Origin of the sequence: Streptomyces netropsis, from assembly GCF_014203545.1 — a bacterium.
Taxonomy (GTDB): domain Bacteria; phylum Actinomycetota; class Actinomycetes; order Streptomycetales; family Streptomycetaceae; genus Streptomyces; species Streptomyces netropsis.
On the sequence record NZ_JACHJG010000004.1, the window covers coordinates 517,992 to 533,391 of the forward strand.

General features: G+C 72.0%; 13 protein-coding genes, 2 rRNA genes and 1 pseudogene. 5 read left to right on the top strand and 11 right to left on the bottom strand.

What is annotated here, in order from left to right; all coding sequences use genetic code 11:
* Window positions 1-84 precede the first annotated feature (84 nt).
* The gene (locus FHS38_RS13420) at window positions 85-1,515 is read left to right on the top strand and encodes a S41 family peptidase (protein WP_184733742.1); all 1,431 of its coding nucleotides are present in this window, start codon (window positions 85-87) and stop codon (window positions 1,513-1,515) included.
* 206 nt (window positions 1,516-1,721) lie between these two features.
* On the opposite strand, the gene FHS38_RS13425 is transcribed toward FHS38_RS13420, so the two are convergent.
* From FHS38_RS13425 to FHS38_RS13435, 3 genes are read right to left on the bottom strand one after another with little or no spacing between them, the layout of a single operon-like run.
* On the bottom strand, window positions 1,722-2,642 hold the full coding sequence (locus FHS38_RS13425; RefSeq protein ID WP_184733793.1) for an NAD kinase: 921 nt from the start codon (window positions 2,640-2,642) through the stop codon (window positions 1,722-1,724).
* 38 nt (window positions 2,643-2,680) lie between these two features.
* Window positions 2,681-3,496, bottom strand: coding sequence for a TlyA family RNA methyltransferase (locus FHS38_RS13430; protein ID WP_184733794.1), 816 nt, complete (start codon window positions 3,494-3,496; stop codon window positions 2,681-2,683).
* Between the two features lie 13 nt (window positions 3,497-3,509).
* Entirely contained in the window at window positions 3,510-3,824 is a 315-nt protein-coding gene (locus tag FHS38_RS13435) for a hypothetical protein (RefSeq protein ID WP_229822425.1), read from the bottom strand.
* A 68-nt stretch (window positions 3,825-3,892) separates the two neighbouring features.
* Between FHS38_RS13435 and FHS38_RS13440 the strand changes: the two genes are divergently transcribed.
* Window positions 3,893-4,240, top strand: coding sequence for a sterol-binding protein (locus FHS38_RS13440; protein ID WP_184733743.1), 348 nt, complete (start codon window positions 3,893-3,895; stop codon window positions 4,238-4,240).
* Here the strand turns inward: FHS38_RS13440 and FHS38_RS13445 are convergent.
* From FHS38_RS13445 to FHS38_RS13455, 3 genes are all read right to left on the bottom strand, one after another.
* Window positions 4,188-5,030 (bottom strand): ABC transporter ATP-binding protein, encoded by an 843-nt coding sequence (locus FHS38_RS13445; RefSeq protein ID WP_184733744.1) that lies wholly within the window; start codon window positions 5,028-5,030, stop codon window positions 4,188-4,190. The two genes, FHS38_RS13440 and FHS38_RS13445, sit on opposite strands and share 53 nt — an antisense overlap.
* 71 nt (window positions 5,031-5,101) lie before the next feature.
* On the bottom strand, window positions 5,102-6,136 hold the full coding sequence (locus tag FHS38_RS13450; protein ID WP_184733745.1) for a FecCD family ABC transporter permease: 1,035 nt from the start codon (window positions 6,134-6,136) through the stop codon (window positions 5,102-5,104).
* Window positions 6,133-7,182, bottom strand: coding sequence for a FecCD family ABC transporter permease (locus FHS38_RS13455; RefSeq protein ID WP_184733796.1), 1,050 nt, complete (start codon window positions 7,180-7,182; stop codon window positions 6,133-6,135). Before FHS38_RS13455 ends, FHS38_RS13450 begins: the two co-directional genes overlap by 4 nt.
* Before the next feature lie 80 nt (window positions 7,183-7,262).
* Here FHS38_RS13455 and FHS38_RS13460 point away from each other — a divergent pair, with 80 nt between their 5' ends.
* Together FHS38_RS13460 and FHS38_RS13465 are read left to right on the top strand one after the other, a co-directional pair.
* Window positions 7,263-8,291: an ABC transporter substrate-binding protein gene (locus FHS38_RS13460; RefSeq protein ID WP_184733746.1), complete on the top strand. Its 1,029-nt coding sequence runs from the start codon at window positions 7,263-7,265 to the stop codon at window positions 8,289-8,291.
* A 61-nt stretch (window positions 8,292-8,352) separates the two neighbouring features.
* Window positions 8,353-9,189, top strand: coding sequence for a siderophore-interacting protein (locus tag FHS38_RS13465; protein ID WP_184733747.1), 837 nt, complete (start codon window positions 8,353-8,355; stop codon window positions 9,187-9,189).
* Window positions 9,190-9,352: 163 nt separating this feature from the next.
* Here the strand turns inward: FHS38_RS13465 and FHS38_RS13470 are convergent, their stop codons facing one another.
* Entirely contained in the window at window positions 9,353-10,381 is a 1,029-nt protein-coding gene (locus FHS38_RS13470) for an HAD hydrolase-like protein (protein WP_184733748.1), read from the bottom strand.
* Between the two features lie 75 nt (window positions 10,382-10,456).
* On the opposite strand from FHS38_RS13470, the gene FHS38_RS13475 reads away from it, so the two are divergent.
* On the top strand, window positions 10,457-11,740 hold the full coding sequence (locus FHS38_RS13475) for a DUF1015 family protein (protein WP_184733749.1): 1,284 nt from the start codon (window positions 10,457-10,459) through the stop codon (window positions 11,738-11,740).
* 82 nt (window positions 11,741-11,822) lie between these two features.
* Here FHS38_RS13475 and FHS38_RS13480 read toward each other — a convergent pair whose 3' ends face one another.
* The 4 genes and pseudogenes from FHS38_RS13480 to FHS38_RS13495 all read right to left on the bottom strand — a co-directional run.
* Entirely contained in the window at window positions 11,823-12,683 is an 861-nt protein-coding gene (locus FHS38_RS13480; protein ID WP_184733797.1) for a tetratricopeptide repeat protein, read from the bottom strand.
* 573 nt (window positions 12,684-13,256) lie between these two features.
* Window positions 13,257-13,751 (bottom strand): annotated as a pseudogene (locus FHS38_RS36525) (hypothetical protein); the annotation flags it as partial.
* 393 nt (window positions 13,752-14,144) lie between these two features.
* Window positions 14,145-14,261, bottom strand: a 5S ribosomal RNA gene (rrf, locus tag FHS38_RS13490).
* A 110-nt stretch (window positions 14,262-14,371) separates the two neighbouring features.
* A 23S ribosomal RNA gene (locus FHS38_RS13495) occupies window positions 14,372-15,400 on the bottom strand; the annotation flags it as partial.

Consider the following 15,400-nt stretch of genomic DNA (forward strand, 5'->3'; position numbering starts at 1 on the left):
ACTCCATGGCCCCCGAACCCCTTACGGACAAGGCTTGTCGTCGGCAGTTCCCGCCGGTCCGACAGCACACACGATGAGGTCCGCATGACCGTTCGATCTTGCACTCCCCGCGTCACCACGCTCCTGCTCGCCGCCGCGGTCGCCCTGACCACCGCCGTCGGCACCGGGGACGCGGTCGCGCACAGCCCCCGCCCGGCGGGGCTGGAGGGCACGTGGCGGATGGACGGCTACGGCACGGTCGTCTCCGTCGAGAACGGCGGGCGGCTGCTGCGGACGTACGAGACCACGGCCGTCAGCTGCGTTCCCGGTGAGCTGACCGCCACCCGGCCGACCGCCACGGGCCCCTTCCGGCAGGACGGCGACGTGGTCACGGTGAACGCGACGGGCCCGGACCGGGCGGAGCTCGCCTTCGCCGACAACGTGGGCCACCGCACGCTGCGCCGCACGGCCGCGCTGCCCGCGAACTGCCACGGCGGGACCGCCCCCGCCCCGGGCACCGAGGCGGACCCGCGGGACGTCTTCGACGCCTACTGGCAGACCTACGCCGAGAACTATCCCTTCTTCGCCGCCCGGAACGTCGACTGGAACGCCGTACGGGACCGCTTCCGGCCGCGGATCACCCGCACGACCGGCCCGGCCGAGCTGTTCTCGATCCTGTCGGAGATGATCCGGCCGCTGCACGACGGGCACACCGGACTGGTCGACCTCACGAGGCCCAAGGAGTACTTCTCCGGTATCCGCGAGGACACCGTCCTGCCCGACGAGGCCGCGCGGAAGCGCATCGACAAGGCGGTCCTCGCCGGCGCCGTCGGGGATCTCCGGCTCTCCCGGGCGAACGGGATGATCACCTACTCCGAGGGCAGCGACCGGATCGGCTTCCTGCGCATCACCGGTTTCCAGGGCTACGGGCAGGGCAACGGCTACGAGGACGACAAGGCCGTGCTGGGCAAGGCCCTCGACGACGTCTTCACCGCCGCCCGGACGAGCGGGCCGAAGGCCCTGCGCGGCCTGATCCTCGATCTGCGGCTCAACGGCGGCGGCTCCGACCGCCTCGCCCTGGACGTGGCCGAGCGGCTGACCGACCGGTCCTACCCGGCCTACCTCAAGCACGCGCGGAACGACGCCCGCGACCCCCGCAAGTTCACCCCCGCCGAGCCGGTCCGGGTCCGCCCGCACCAGGGGCCGGTCTACACCGGGCCCCTGGCCGTCCTCACCGGGCGGCTGACGATGAGCGCGGGCGAGACGCTCACCCAGGCGCTGCTGGGCCGTGGGCCGAAGCCCACGCTGATCGGTGAGAACACCCAGGGGCTGTTCTCCGACAAGCTGGAGCGCACCCTGCCCAACGGCTGGAAGTTCTGGCTCCCGAACGAGGAGTTCCTGAGCGCGGAGGACGGCCGAACGACCTACGACGGCGCGGGCATCCCGCCGCGGATCCGCACGGACGTCTTCACGGAGAAGGAACTGGCGGAAGGCCGCGACTCGGCTCTCGCCGAGGCACGCAGGCGACTGCTCTGACGGGCGGACCCGTCCGGCGGCTGACCCGCCGTTTCGTCCTCGAACGCCGGACGGGCTGGATTGGCTGAGCTCAGCCAGTCCAGCCCGTCCGGCGTTCGAGGACGCGCCCGCAGGGCGCCCGCCGCCGCAGGCGGCAAGACGCCCGCAGGCGGCACACACGGCCAGCCGTCGGCACGACCACCCGTAGCCGAAGATCCGCCACACGGCTAGTGCGGCGCGCCCCGCCACCCGGCGACGGGCAGGGCGAACTTCGCGACCAACCGGTCCGTGAACGAGGCGTGGTGCAGGCGCGCCAGACGCACCGGCACCGCGCCCCGCCGTACCTCCACGCGCGCACCCGCCGGAAGTTCGACGGTCCGTCTGCCGTCGCACCACAGCACGCCGTTGGGCGTCTGCGGCTGCACCTCCACCGCGAGCACCGAGTCCGGCGCGGTGACCAGGGGCTTGGCGAAGAGCGCGTGCGCGCTGATGGGGACCATCAGCAGCGCCTCGACCTCCGGCCAGACCACCGGGCCGCCGGCCGAGAAGGCGTAGGCGGTGGAGCCGGTCGGGGTGGCGCAGACGACGCCGTCGCCACCGAACCGCGAGACCGGCCGGCCGTCGACCTCGGTGACGACCTCCAGCAGCCGCTCGCGCGCGGCCTTCTCGACCGACGCCTCGTTCAGCGCCCAGTCGGTGTGCACGACGTGTCCGTCGTTGCGCACGAGGACGTCGAGGGTCATCCGCTCCTCGACCTCGTAGGCCCGTGTCACGACCCGGTCGACGACCTTGTCGAGGTCGTCCCGCTCGGCCTCGGCGAGGAAGCCGACCCGGCCGAGGTTCACGCCCAGCATCGGCACCCCGGAGCGCCGTGCGAACTCGGCGCCGCGCAGCAGCGTGCCGTCCCCGCCGAGCACCACCAGGAGCTCGCACCCCTCCAGGACGTCCGGCTTGTCCGGGCCGGCCTCCACCAGCTCGGCCGAGGGCGGCAGCGGCAGGTCGGCGGCCTCCTCGGCCAGTACCCGCACGCCGATTCCGCAGCGCAGCAGCCCTTGGACGACCAGCTCGGCGCTGCGGATGGCCGCCGGGCGGCCGGTGTGGGCGAGGAGGAAGACCCTGCGTCCGCCGGTCTCCTCCCCCGCCGGGATCTGCTCCTGCGATGCTGCTGATGCTGCTTCTGAAGTGGTCAACGGGGCCCCTCCGCCACTGCACGGTCAACGTCCGCCGGGTCCAGTTCGGGCGCTCCGGCGCGCAGCCACAGAAAGTACTCGACGTTGCCCGAGGGTCCGGGCAGCGGGCTCGCCGTCACGCCCAGCACGCCGAGCCCGAGCCCCGCCGCCCGGGCGGCGACCGCGCGGACCGCCTCGGCCCGCAGCTGGGTGCTGCGCACCACGCCTCCGGTGCCGAGCCGCTCCTTGCCCACCTCGAACTGCGGCTTCACCATCAGCACCAGGTCGGCGTCGGGCGCGGCGCAGCGCACGAGGGCGGGCAGCACCAGGCCGAGCGGGATGAAGGACAGGTCGCCGACGATCAGGTCGACGGGCTGGTCGTCGATCTGCTCCAGCGTCAACTCGCGGACGTTCGTGCGGTCCTTCACGGTGACCCGCTCGTCGCTCTGGAGCGACCAGGCGAGCTGTCCGTAGCCCACGTCCACGGCGACGACGTGGGCCGCGCCCGCGCGCAGGAGGACGTCCGTGAAGCCGCCCGTGGAGGCGCCGGCGTCGAGCGCGCGGCGGCCCTCGACCTTCAGCCCGAGCGGGACGAACGCGGCGAAGGCGCCCGCGAGCTTGTGGCCGCCGCGGGAGACGTAGTCGGGGTCGTTCTCGTCCTGGGTGACGACGACGGCGGCGCTGATCTCCACCTGGGTGGCCGCCTTGGTCGCGGTCGTGCCGCCGACGGTCACCCGGCCCGCCGCGATCAGCTGGCTCGCGTGCTCGCGGGAGCGGGCGAGTTTCCGGCGCACCAGCTCGGCGTCGAGTCGGCTGCGGCGCGGGCGGGTCACTGCCACGAGTGGTTCAGCTCCTGTTGTCGTACGAAGCGGGGGACCCGACGGGCACGGACGGTGCGGACGGGCCGGGGCGCCGGTCGAGCGCGGTGAGCGCGTCGCGCAGGCCCCGGTGTACATCCTCGTACACCTCCAGGTGGCCGCTCGCCGCGAGGTGGTCGGCGTCGGCCAGCCTGGCCAGCTGGGCGTCCACGGCGGCGTCGCCGGTGGGGGTGCGGTCGACGCCCAGCGGCAGCGGCAGCGGCCGGGCGGCACCGGCGTCCGGGGCGGGGTGCTCCGGCTCGGGCACCGGCAGCTCCCGCGCGCCGGTCATCGGATCGGTCATGGCTCCGACGCTACCTCCAAACGGTGCCTGAGCGGCGTACGCGGTCCGCTGGGGTACCGTCCATACCGATGGCGACCATCGAGGAGTGCCGCGGCGCACTCGACCGGCTGGCGGAGAACCTCGCGGGGGCGAGCGGTGACCTCCGCAGCGCCGCCACGCCCGACCGCTCGCTCAGCTGCCACATCACCGACCTCGACGTCACCTTCGTGGGTCATCTCGCGGGCGGCCACATCCAGGACGTGCAGACCCTTCCGGGCACCCCCGAGCGGCGGGCGGAGATCGCCCTGACGATGTCCGGCGACGATCTGGTGGCGCTGGTCGACGGCAGGCTGAAGTTCGCGAAGGCCTGGGCCAGCGGCCGGGTCAGGGTGCAGGCGAGCCTGCGGGACGTACTGCGCCTGCGGTCGCTGCTGTAGCGGTCCGCGACCGCCGGGCGGCCGGTACGACCAGGGGCGTCCCGGTCTCCGGGTCCTCGATGACCTGGCAGCGCAGCCCGAACACCCGCTCCACCAGCTCGGCCGTCACCACGTCCGTCGGCGCCCCCTCGGCGACGACCCGCCCGTCGCGCATCGCGATCAGATGCGTGGCGTAGCGCGCGGCGTGGTTGAGGTCGTGCAGCACGGCGACCAGGGTGCGGCCCTGCTCCTCGTGCAGTTCGGCGCAGAGGTCGAGGACCTCGATCTGGTGCTGGATGTCGAGGTAGGTGGTCGGCTCGTCGAGGAGCAGCAGCGGGGTCTGCTGGGCGAGGGCCATCGCGATCCAGACCCGCTGGCGCTGCCCGCCGGAGAGTTCGTCGACGTACCGCTCGGCGAGCGCGTCGACGCCGGTCGCGGCCATGGACTCGACGACGATCCGCTCGTCCTCCCGCGACCACTGCCGCAGCAGTCCCTGGTGCGGATGGCGGCCGCGGGCGACGAGGTCGCCGACGGTGATCCCGTCGGGGGCGACCGAGGACTGCGGCAGCAGCCCGAGCGTGCGGGCCACCTGCTTGGCGGGGTAGGAGTCGATGGCCGAGCCGTCCAGGAGGACGGATCCGGCGGTCGGCTTGAGCATCCGCGACAGGGCGCGCAGCAGCGTGGACTTGCCGCAGGCGTTGGGGCCGACGATGACCGTGAAGGAGTTGTCGGGCACCGCGACCGAGAGGTCCTCGGCGATGACGCGCCGGTCGTAGGCGAGGGTGACGGATTCGGCCGCCAGTCGGCTCATGGGGTCTCTCCTGGAATCCTGGGCGCTGTGCGGCTGGTCGGCAGCAGGCCGGCGGTGGGGGTGCGGCCCGCTCATATCCGGCCCGCCTTGCGCTCGGTGACCAGCAGCCACAGCAGATAGCAGCCGCCGAGCATGCCGGTCACGGCCCCGACGGGCAGTTGGTCCGCCCCGAAGACCCGCTGGGACGCCCAGTCGGCGCCGACCAGCAGGGCCGCGCCCATGCAGGTGGCGGCGGCCAGGTTGGGGCCGGGGGCGCGGGTGAGCCGCCGGGCGAGCTGCGGCGCGGCCAGCGCGACGAAGGCGACGGGCCCGGCGGCGGCGGTCGCGACGGCGGTCAGCAGGACGGCGGCCACCACCAGCACGAGCCGGCACCGCTCGGCCCGTACGCCGAGCGCGTACGCGGCGTCGTCGCCCATCTCCAGCATCCGAAGGGACCGTCCCTGGCCGAAAACCACGGGGAAGACCACGCCGCACACGATGAGCAGCGGCCATACCTGGGCCCAGTCGCGGCCGTTGAGCGAGCCGACCATCCACACCATCGACCGGGCGGCGTCGACGATGTCGGCCTTGGTCATGAGGTAGTCCCGGGCTGCGGTGAGCACGGCGGTCGCACCGATGCCGACGAGGACGAGGCGGTAGCCGTGGATGCCCTTCTGCCACGAGAGCAGATAGACGGCGAGACCGGTGATCACACCGCCGACGACGGCGCCGCCCGCCACGGCGAACGTGTCGCCGTGGAAGAGGACGATGACGGTGAGGGCCCCGGCCGCCGAGCCCTGGCCGAAACCGATCACGTCGGGGCTGCCCAGCGGGTTGCGGGAGACGGACTGGAAGACCGCGCCGGCGAGCCCGAGGGCCGCCCCGACGAGCAGCCCGACCAGGACGCGCGGAAGCCGCAGGTCATGGACGATGAACTCCTGGGCGGGGGTGCCGCCGCCGGTCAGGGTCGCAAGGACCTCGGCGGGTGTCATGGGGAAGTCGCCGGTGCCGATGAGGACGACCGAGGCGGTGAGCGCGAGGGCCAGGAGCAGCAGCACGACGAGCGCCGAGCGGGGGGCCACGCGCAGGGACAGCCCGCCGCGGGTGCGGATCGTTTTCGCGGTCACAGCTGGGCCATCCTCCGGCGACGTACGAGATGGATGAAGACGGGCCCGCCGATGAGCGCGGTGACGATGCCGGCCTGGAGTTCGCCGGGCCGGGCGACGACCCGGCCGATCACGTCCGCGCCGAGCAGCAGCACGGGCGACAGGACGGCCGCGTACGGCATGACCCAGCGCAGGTCCGGGCCGGTGAGGCTGCGGACGATGTGCGGGACCATCAGACCGATGAAGACGATGGGGCCGCAGGCTGCGGTCGCCGCGCCGCACAGCAGCGTGACGGCGGCCATCGCGAGGACGCGGGTCCGGGTCAGCCGGGCGCCGAGCGCCCGCGCGGTGTCGTCGCCGAGCGCCACCGCGTTCAGGGGGCGGGCGAGCGCCAGGGCGATCAGCACACCGGCCGCGATGAACGGCGCGATCTGCCGTACGACGTGCAGGTCGGCGACGGCGAGCGAACCGGCCGTCCAGAAGCGCATCTTGTCGAGCGCGGCGGAGTCGAGGAGCTGGACGGCGTTGACGAACCCGTAGAGCGCGTACGTCACCGCGGTGCCCGCGAGCGCGAGCCGTACGGGGGTCGCGCCCCGGCTGCCGCCGAGCGCGTAGACCACCACCGCGACGACGGCCGCGCCGAGGAAGGCGAACCATACGTATCCGCGGACCGACGTGACGCCGAAGAAGGTGACGGCGGAGACGACCGCGGCCGAGGCTCCGGCGTTGACGCCGAGCAGTCCGGGGTCGGCGAGCGGGTTGCGGGTGAGTGCCTGCATCACCACGCCGGCGAGTCCGAGCCCGGCGCCGACGAGCAGTCCGAGCAGGGTGCGGGGCACGCGCACGTCCCGCACGACCACATCGGTGTCGCTGCCCGTGGCGTGGAAGAGCCCGTGCCAGACCTGGTCCAGGGGGATCGGCTTGGCGCCGACGGCGATGCTCGCGACGACGACCAGCGCCAGCAGCGCGACCGCGGCGAGCAGCCCCACGGCACGTGCCGTGTTCCGACTGCGGGGCCCCGCCGATTTCGGCGGTTCCGCTGAGGTTTGGGGGGGACTCTCGACCAACACCCGGTTAGGTTAGCCTACCCTGACGCCACCCCATCGAACGAGGTTCGTTCGAACGCACTCCCGAGAGAAGTACGTCCATGAGCACCCCTCGCACCTCCTCCCCGTCCCGCCGCGGCATCCTCGCCGCCGGTGGCGCCCTCGGCATCGGCGCCTTCCTCACCGCCTGCGGGGGTGGCGGCTCGAAGGACTCGGACGACTCAGCCTCGGGTTCGGGCTCCGGCCCCTGGACCTTCAAGGACGACCGGGGCACCACGGTCAAGGCCGACAAGACCCCGAAGAAGGTCGTCGCCTTCACCGGCACCGCCGCCGCCCTCCACGACTTCGGCTTCGAGTGCGCGGGCGTCTTCGGCCCGACGAAGCTCAAGGACGGCAAGCCCGACCCGCAGGCCGGCGACCTCGACGTCGACAAGGTGACGGTCCTCGGCAACGCCTGGGGCGAGTTCAACGTCGAGAAGTACGCGGCCATGAGCCCCGAACTGCTCGTCACCAACATGCTCCAGGCGCAGGACCTCTGGTACGTGCCGGACGACAGCAAGAAGAAGATCCTCGGCCTCGCCCCCAGCGTCGGCCTCAACGTCACGAAGGTCTCGCTGACCCAGGTCATCGGGCGCTACGCCGAGCTCGCCGGGTCGCTCGGCGCCGACCTCAAGGCCAAGAAGGTCACGGACGCGAAGGCACGCTTCGAGAAGGCGTCCGAGACCCTGCGCAAGGCCGCCAAGGCCAAGAAGGGCCTCAAGGTCCTCTGCGCGTCCGGCTCCGCCGACCTGCTCTACGTCTCCGAGCCGAGCGTCTACGCCGACCTCACCTACTTCAAGCAGCTCGGCGTCGACTTCATCGTCCCCGACAAGGTCACCGGCGGCTTCTTCGAGAGCCTCAGCTGGGAGAACGCCGGCAAGTACGCCGCCGATCTGATCCTGCTCGACAACCGCACCTCCGCCCTGCAGCCCAAGGACCTCGAGTCCAAGCCCACCTGGGCGGGGCTCCCCGCCGTCAAGGCCGGCCAGATCACCCCCTGGCTCAGCGAGCCGCGCTACTCCTACGCCGGCTGTGCCCCCCTCCTCGAGGGCCTCGCCGCCGCGATCGAGAAGGCCAAGAAGGTCAGCTGAGGCCGCCCGGCGTCCACCGCCCGCCACGCCTCCTGACGACGCCCGAAAGGACACCCGCCGCATGACCGACGCCCCGCCCTACCGCTTCCTCGACGCGCACGTCGTACGGACCGAGCGGATCAGCCCCGCCATGGTCCGCATCACCTTCGGCGGCGACGAACTCCGCGACGTGGTCGTCGACGGCCGCGACCAGCGCTTCAAGCTGTTCCTGCCCCAGCCGGGGCAGGAGGCGCCGGCCCTGCCCGCCCGCGACGAGAGCTGGTTCGGCGAGTGGCGGGCCCAGGACCCGTCCGAACGGGCCGTCATGCGCACCTACACCGTCCGGGAGATGCGCTACGGGCCGGACGAGATGGACGTCGACTTCGTGCTGCACGGTGTCGGGGAGGACGCGTCGGGCGGCCACGCGGGCCCGGCCTCGACCTGGGCCCACGCCGCCCGCCCCGGCGACCGCGCCGTTCTGCTCGCCCCGGTCGCCACGGAGAACGGCGGCGCGGACTTCCAGCCGCCGGCCGACGCCGACTGGGTCCTCGTCACCGCCGACGAGACCGCCCTGCCCGCCACGGCCGGCATCCTCGCCTGGCTCCCGGCGGGCACCAGGGCCAAGGTCTGGATCGAGGTCCCGCACGCCGACGACGTCCAGGACCTCCCCACCGCCGCCGACGCCGACATCACCTGGCTGGTCCGCGGCGCCGACCGGGAGCCCGTGCTCGACGCCCTCCGCGCCGCGGAACTGCCCGCCGGCACCCCGTACGCCTGGATAGCCGGCGAGTCCGGCACCGTCCGCGCCCTCCGCCGCCACCTCGTCGGCGAACGCGGCTTCGACCGCCGCGCGGTGACCTTCACGGGCTACTGGCGCCGCGGCGCCTCGGAAGAGGACCTGCTCGCCGAACTGGCGTGACAGCCGTCGGCACAGCGGGCCCGCGTTCGCCGGACGGGCTGCTGTGCGGTGTCCTCAAGCGCCGGACGGGCTGCAATAAGCCCGTCCGGCGCTTGAGGACGCGCCCGCAGGGCGCCCGCCGCCGCAGGCGGCACACACGGCCGGCCGTCGGCAGGACAACCCGCTACCAGCCGAGCCGCGCCAGCACCTCCGCCGCGTCCAGCCCGCAGGAGCCCTCCCCCGCCGCCGTCCACGCCGCCGCGCTCAGCGCGCGCAGGGCGTCGACACGGTCGCCGTCCCCGTCCAGCACCAGCGCCTCGCCGTCGGCGGCAGCCGTCCAGCCACCGCACCGGAAGCCGTCACCGGCGGCCTCCACCGACGGCTGCGGCTCCAGCAGCCCCCGCAGATCCTCGGCCACGTACGTCGGCCGGTGCTCGGGCGCCGCCGCGAGCAGCTGCGCCGCCGTCGTCACACCGGTGAGGACCAGCAGCGAGTCCACGCCGCCCACGTGCGCGCCCTCGATGTCCGTGTCGAGCCGGTCCCCGACCACCAGCGGCCGCTCCGCGCCCGTGCGCAGCACCGTCTCCCGGTGCATCGGCGGCAGCGGCTTGCCCGCCACCTGCGGCTCCGCGCCCGTGGCTATCCGGACGACCTGCACCGCCGCGCCGTTGCCCGGCGCGATGCCCCGCGCACTCGGAATCGTCAGATCCGTGTTCGAGGCGAACCACGGCAGCCCGCGCGCCACCGCGTACGACGCCTCCGCCAGCCGCGACCACGGCATGTCGGGACCGCCGTAGCCCTGCGCCACGGCGGCCGGATCGTCGTCCGCCGAGTCCACCGGCACCAGCCCGCGCTCGCGCAGCGCGACCCGCAGCCCCTCCGCGCCGATCACCAACACCCGTGATCCGGAGGGAAGCTGATCGGCGATCAGCCGCGCCACCGCCTGCGCGGAGGTGATCACGTCGGTCGGCTCGGCCGGCACCCCCAGCTCGGTCAGGTGCCCGGCCACCGTCTCCGGGGTACGGGCGGCGTTGTTCGTCACGTAGGCGAGATGCATGCCCCCGTCCCGGGCCGTGCCCAGCGATGCGACGGCGTGCGCGATGGCCTCGCCGCCCGCGTACACCACGCCGTCGAGATCCAGCAGCGCCGTGTCATAGGCCTCGCTGAGCCGCTTCGCGCTGCCGTCGGGGCCGGTCCGGACGGTCTGGTTCATCGTGTGATCTCTCCTTGTGCTGTACGTCTCTTCCCAGATCATTGCTCATCCGCCCATGAGACATAACATTTCCCAATGAGCACTCCAGGTCACGCAGGGCAGGGTCTTCAACTCGCCCCCTTCCGAGGGCTGCGCTACGTCCCCGAGCGAGTGGGCAGTCTCGCCGCTGTCACCTCGCCCCCTTATGACGTCGTCGTGCGGCCGGACGGGCTGCGCCACCTGGAGACCGCCGACCCGCACAACATCGTGCGGCTGATCCTCCCGCAGGCCGCCACCGCCGCCGACCGGCACCGGAAGGCCGCGGAGACGCTGCGGCAATGGCAGGAGGAGCGCATCCTCGCCGCCGACCCCGAGCCCGCGCTGTACGTCTACGAGCAGCGCGGTGACGGCATACTGCAGCGCGGTCTGATCGGCGCCCTCCGTCTCAGCCCCCGTGAGGAAGGCGCCGTCCTCCCCCACGAGGACGTCATGCCGCACATCGTCGAGGACCGCGCCGCCCTGATGCGCGACACCGGGGCCAATCTCGAACCCCTGCTCTTCTCCTACCGGGGCGGCGAGAACGCCACGACGGGCGCGGCGGAGGTCATCGAGCGCGTCATCCGCTGCGAGCCGCTGCTGTCGACGACCACGGAGGACGGCTACGCCCACCGCCTGTGGTCCATCACCGACGCGGACGACCTGGCCCGGATCGACGAGGACCTCTCCCACCAGCAGGCCCTGATCGCCGACGGCCACCACCGCTGGGCCACCTACCTGCGGCTGCGCGCCGAGCAGCCCGCCTCCGGCCCCTGGGACTTCGGTCTGGTCCTGCTGGTGGACACCTCCCGCTACCCGCTGCGGGTACGGGCCATCCACCGTCTCCTGCACCGTCTCCCGGTCGCCGAGGCCCTGGCCGCCGTGGAGGGCGTCTTCCGGGTACGGACCATCGAGGGCCCCTTGTCGAACGCGCTCGACGCCCTGGCCGAGGCCGTCGGCGAGGGGGGCAACGCCTTCGTGCTCGCCGGTGACGGCCGCTTCCACCTCCTCGACCGCCCGGACCCGGGCCTCCTGGCCCGTACGGTCCCCGCCGACCGCCCGGAGGCGTGGCGCACGCTCGACGCGACGGTCCTGCACTCCGTGCTCCTGGAGCACGTCTGGCACGTGGCGGACGACCCGGAGCACATCGGCTACATCCACGAGACGGCGGCGGCCGTCACCCAGGCCGAGCGCCACGGCGGCACGGCCGTGCTGATGCACCCGGTCCACGAGGACGTCGTACGGGAGCTCGCCGCGCAGGGCGTGACCATGCCCCGCAAGTCGACGTCCTTCGGCCCCAAGCCGGCCACCGGCCTGGTCCTGCGCAGCCTCGCGCTGAACTGAGCAGCTGAACCGGGCACGCGTCCGGACATGCGTGGAGGGCGGTACCCCGGGTCTCCGGGGTACCGCCCTCCACGTTCAGCGATCAGCTCTTGTCGTCGGAGCCCTTGTCGTCGGAGCCCTGGACGTCCTCGACAGCCTCGACAGCCTCGACGCCCTCGACAGCCGCGTCCTCGGAGTCAGCCGACTCCTCGTCCGCCGTCCCGGCCTCGTCCGCGACGACCTCGACGGTGGCGGCGGTCTCGGTGGCCTCGGCGGTGTCCTCGTCGCCCATGGCGTCCGTGAACTCCACGCCGTCGAGCTCCGCGAGCCGGTCGGACGCGTCCGTCATCCCGCCCTGGTCGGCCTCGAGGGCCTTGGCGAACCACTCGCGCGCCTCGCCCTCGCGATCCACCGCGAGCAGCGCGTCGGCGTAGGCGTAACGCAGTCGGGCGGTCCACGGCTGGATCGAGTTCGACGCCAGCTCGGGGCCCTGCAGCGTCACGACGGCCGCGTCGGCCTGGCCCATGTCCTTGCGGGCACCGGCGGCGACCAGGCGCATCTCGACCTGGCCGGCCTTGTCCAGCTTCGCCACCTCGGGCTCGCCGGCCATGGCCAGCGCGCGCTCCGGACGGCCCATGCCGCGCTCGCAGTCCGCCATGACGGGCCACAGCTCGACGGAGCCCGTCATACGGCGGGCGGCACGGAACTCGGCGAGCGCCTCGGTGTACTTGCCGGTCGCGTACGCGGCGAAGCCGGCGGCCTCGCGCACGGCGGCGACGCGCGAGGCGAGCCGCAGCGCGATCCGGGAGTACGCGTACGCCTGCTCCGGGTCCTCGTCCAGCAGGTTCGCCACCATGACGAGGTTGCGCGCGACCTCCTCGGCAAGGCCCTTGGGCAGGCTCATGAGCTCCTGCCGGACGTCCTTGTCGATCTCGTCGCCGGTCACGTCGTCGGGGATGGGCAGGCGCTTCACCGGCTCGCGGTCGTCGCGCCGGTCGTCACGTCGGTCGTCACGACGCCCGTACCCACCGGAACGGTCGTCGCGCCCCCGGTAGCCGCCGCCACCCTGCCGGTCGTCGCGGTACGACGGACGCGAGCCGCGGTCATCGCGACCGCCGCGGTAACCACCGCGGTCGTCATCACGGCGCGGACCACGGTCGTCGCGGCCGCCGCGGAAGCCGCCGCGGTCGTCGTCACGACGGGGACCGCCGTAGCCACCGCCGGAGGGACGGCCGCCACGGTCGTCCTCGCGGCGCGGGGCACGCTCGTCACGGCGGAACGTCGGACGGTCGCCGCCACGGTCGTCACGGCGGTCGTCACGACGGAAGCCGCCGCGGTCGTCCTCGCGGCGCGGGGCACGCTCGTCGCGACGGAACGTCGGACGGTCGTCATCACGACGGGGACCACGGTCATCGCGACGGAAGCCGCCACGGTCGTCGTCACGACGCGGGCCGCCGTAGCCACCGCCGGAGGGACGGCCACCGCGGTCGTCCTCGCGGCGGGGGCCGCCGTAGCCGCCACCGGTGGGGCGGCCACCGCGGTCGTCACGGCGGTCGAAACCACCGGGACGGCCACCACGGTCGTCATCACGACGGGGACCACGGTCATCACGACGGTCGTCACGACGGAAGCCGGGGCGGTCGCCGCCACGGTCGTCGCGGCCGCCGCGGAAGCCGCCGCGGTCGTCGTCACGACGGGGACCGCCGTAGCCACCGCCGGAGGGACGGCCGCCACGGTCGTCGTCGCGGCGCGGGCCGCGGTCGTCGCGACGGTCGTCACGTCGGAACGCCGGACGGTCGCCGCCACGGTCGTCGCGGCGGGGGCCGCCGTAGCCGCCACCGGTGGGGCGGCCACCGCGGTCGTCACGGCGGTCGAAACCACCGGGACGGCCACCACGGTCGTCATCACGACGGGGACCACGGTCGTCACGACGGTCATCGCGACGGAAGCCGCCACGGTCGTCGTCACGACGCGGGCCGCCGTAACCGCCCCCGGAGGGACGACCACCACGGTCGTCACGGCGGGGGCCGCCGTAGCCACCACCGGTGGGGCGACCACCGCGGTCGTCGTCACGGCGCTGGCCGTAGCCACCGCCGGACGGCCGTCCACCACGGTCGTCTTCCCGGCGCGGGCCACGGGGACGGTCGTCACCACGGTCGTCACGACGGAAGGCAGGACGGTCATCGCGGCGGTCGTCGCGGCGGAAACCGCCGCGCGTGTCGTCGCGTCGAGGCCCGCGAGGGGCACCACGCCTCGGCTCGCTGCCCGATCGATCGTCGGGAGAGTTGGTGGACATCGACGTGACTCCTGTCTTCGGGTACCGCAGTCATTCTCGCGCACCCGGCTGGCAGGCGCGCTTCGGCAAAAAACAAAAAGGACCCTTGGTCCCAGCGTGAACGCTGGGACCAAGGGTCCTTGAAATATTGTTCGGCGGCGTCCTACTCTCCCACACGGTCCCCCATGCAGTACCATCGGCGCTGAAAGGCTTAGCTTCCGGGTTCGGAATGTAACCGGGCGTTTCCCTAACGCAATGACCACCGAAACACCTTCGGGTGTTCCAAGCGAACAAGCACACTCTTTAATTAAGGTGATACTGGTTCAACCGGTGCGACTGTTCGCAACCCGGGAACCACACAGTGGACGCGAGCAACTGAGGACAAGCCCTCGGCCTATTAGTACCAGTCAGCTCCAACCGTTACCGGTCTTCCACACCTGGCCTATCAACCCAGTCGTCTACTGGGAGCCTTAACCCCTCAAAGGGGGTGGGAATACTCATCTCGAAGCAGGCTTCCCGCTTAGATGCTTTCAGCGGTTATCCCTCCCGAACGTAGCCAACCAGCCATGCCCTTGGCAGGACAACTGGCACACCAGAGGTTCGTCCGTCCCGGTCCTCTCGTACTAGGGACAGCCCTTCTCAATATTCCTACGCGCACAGCGGATAGGGACCGAACTGTCTCACGACGTTCTAAACCCAGCTCGCGTACCGCTTTAATGGGCGAACAGCCCAACCCTTGGGACCGACTCCAGCCCCAGGATGCGACGAGCCGACATCGAGGTGCCAAACCATCCCGTCGATATGGACTCTTGGGGAAGATCAGCCTGTTATCCCCGGGGTACCTTTTATCCGTTGAGCGACGGCGCTTCCACAAGCCACCGCCGGATCACTAGTCCCGACTTTCGTCCCTGCTCGACCCGTCGGTCTCACAGTCAAGCTCCCTTGTGCACTTACACTCAACACCTGATTGCCAACCAGGCTGAGGGAACCTTTGGGCGCCTCCGTTACTCTTTAGGAGGCAACCGCCCCAGTTAAACTACCCACCAGACACTGTCCCTGATCCGGATCACGGACCCAGGTTAGACATCCAGCACGACCAGAGTGGTATTTCAACGACGACTCCACACACACTGGCGTGCATGCTTCACAGTCTCCCACCTATCCTACACAAGCCGAACCGAACACCAATATCAAGCTATAGTAAAGGTCCCGGGGTCTTTCCGTCCTGCTGCGCGAAACGAGCATCTTTACTCGTAGTGCAATTTCACCGGGCCTATGGTTGAGACAGTCGAGAAGTCGTTACGCCATTCGTGCAGGTCGGAACTTACCCGACAAGGAATTTCGCTACCTTAGGATGGTTATAGTTACCACCGCCGTTTACTGGCGCTTAAGTTCTCAGCTTCGCC

Bases quoted from the DNA above. Each gene is read 5' to 3' on its own strand.
- FHS38_RS13440 (WP_184733743.1), top strand. From the start codon at position 3,893: ATGGCGACCATCGAGGAGTGCCGCGGCGCACTCGACCGGCTGGCGGAG.
- FHS38_RS13475 (WP_184733749.1), top strand. From the start codon at position 10,457: ATGAGCACTCCAGGTCACGCAGGGCAGGGTCTTCAACTCGCCCCCTTC.
- FHS38_RS13470 (WP_184733748.1), bottom strand. From the start codon at position 10,381: ATGAACCAGACCGTCCGGACCGGCCCCGACGGCAGCGCGAAGCGGCTC.
- FHS38_RS13445 (WP_184733744.1), bottom strand. From the start codon at position 5,030: ATGAGCCGACTGGCGGCCGAATCCGTCACCCTCGCCTACGACCGGCGC.
- FHS38_RS13460 (WP_184733746.1), top strand. From the start codon at position 7,263: ATGAGCACCCCTCGCACCTCCTCCCCGTCCCGCCGCGGCATCCTCGCC.
- FHS38_RS13420 (WP_184733742.1), top strand. From the start codon at position 85: ATGACCGTTCGATCTTGCACTCCCCGCGTCACCACGCTCCTGCTCGCC.
- FHS38_RS13465 (WP_184733747.1), top strand. From the start codon at position 8,353: ATGACCGACGCCCCGCCCTACCGCTTCCTCGACGCGCACGTCGTACGG.
- FHS38_RS13435 (WP_229822425.1), bottom strand. From the start codon at position 3,824: ATGACCGATCCGATGACCGGCGCGCGGGAGCTGCCGGTGCCCGAGCCG.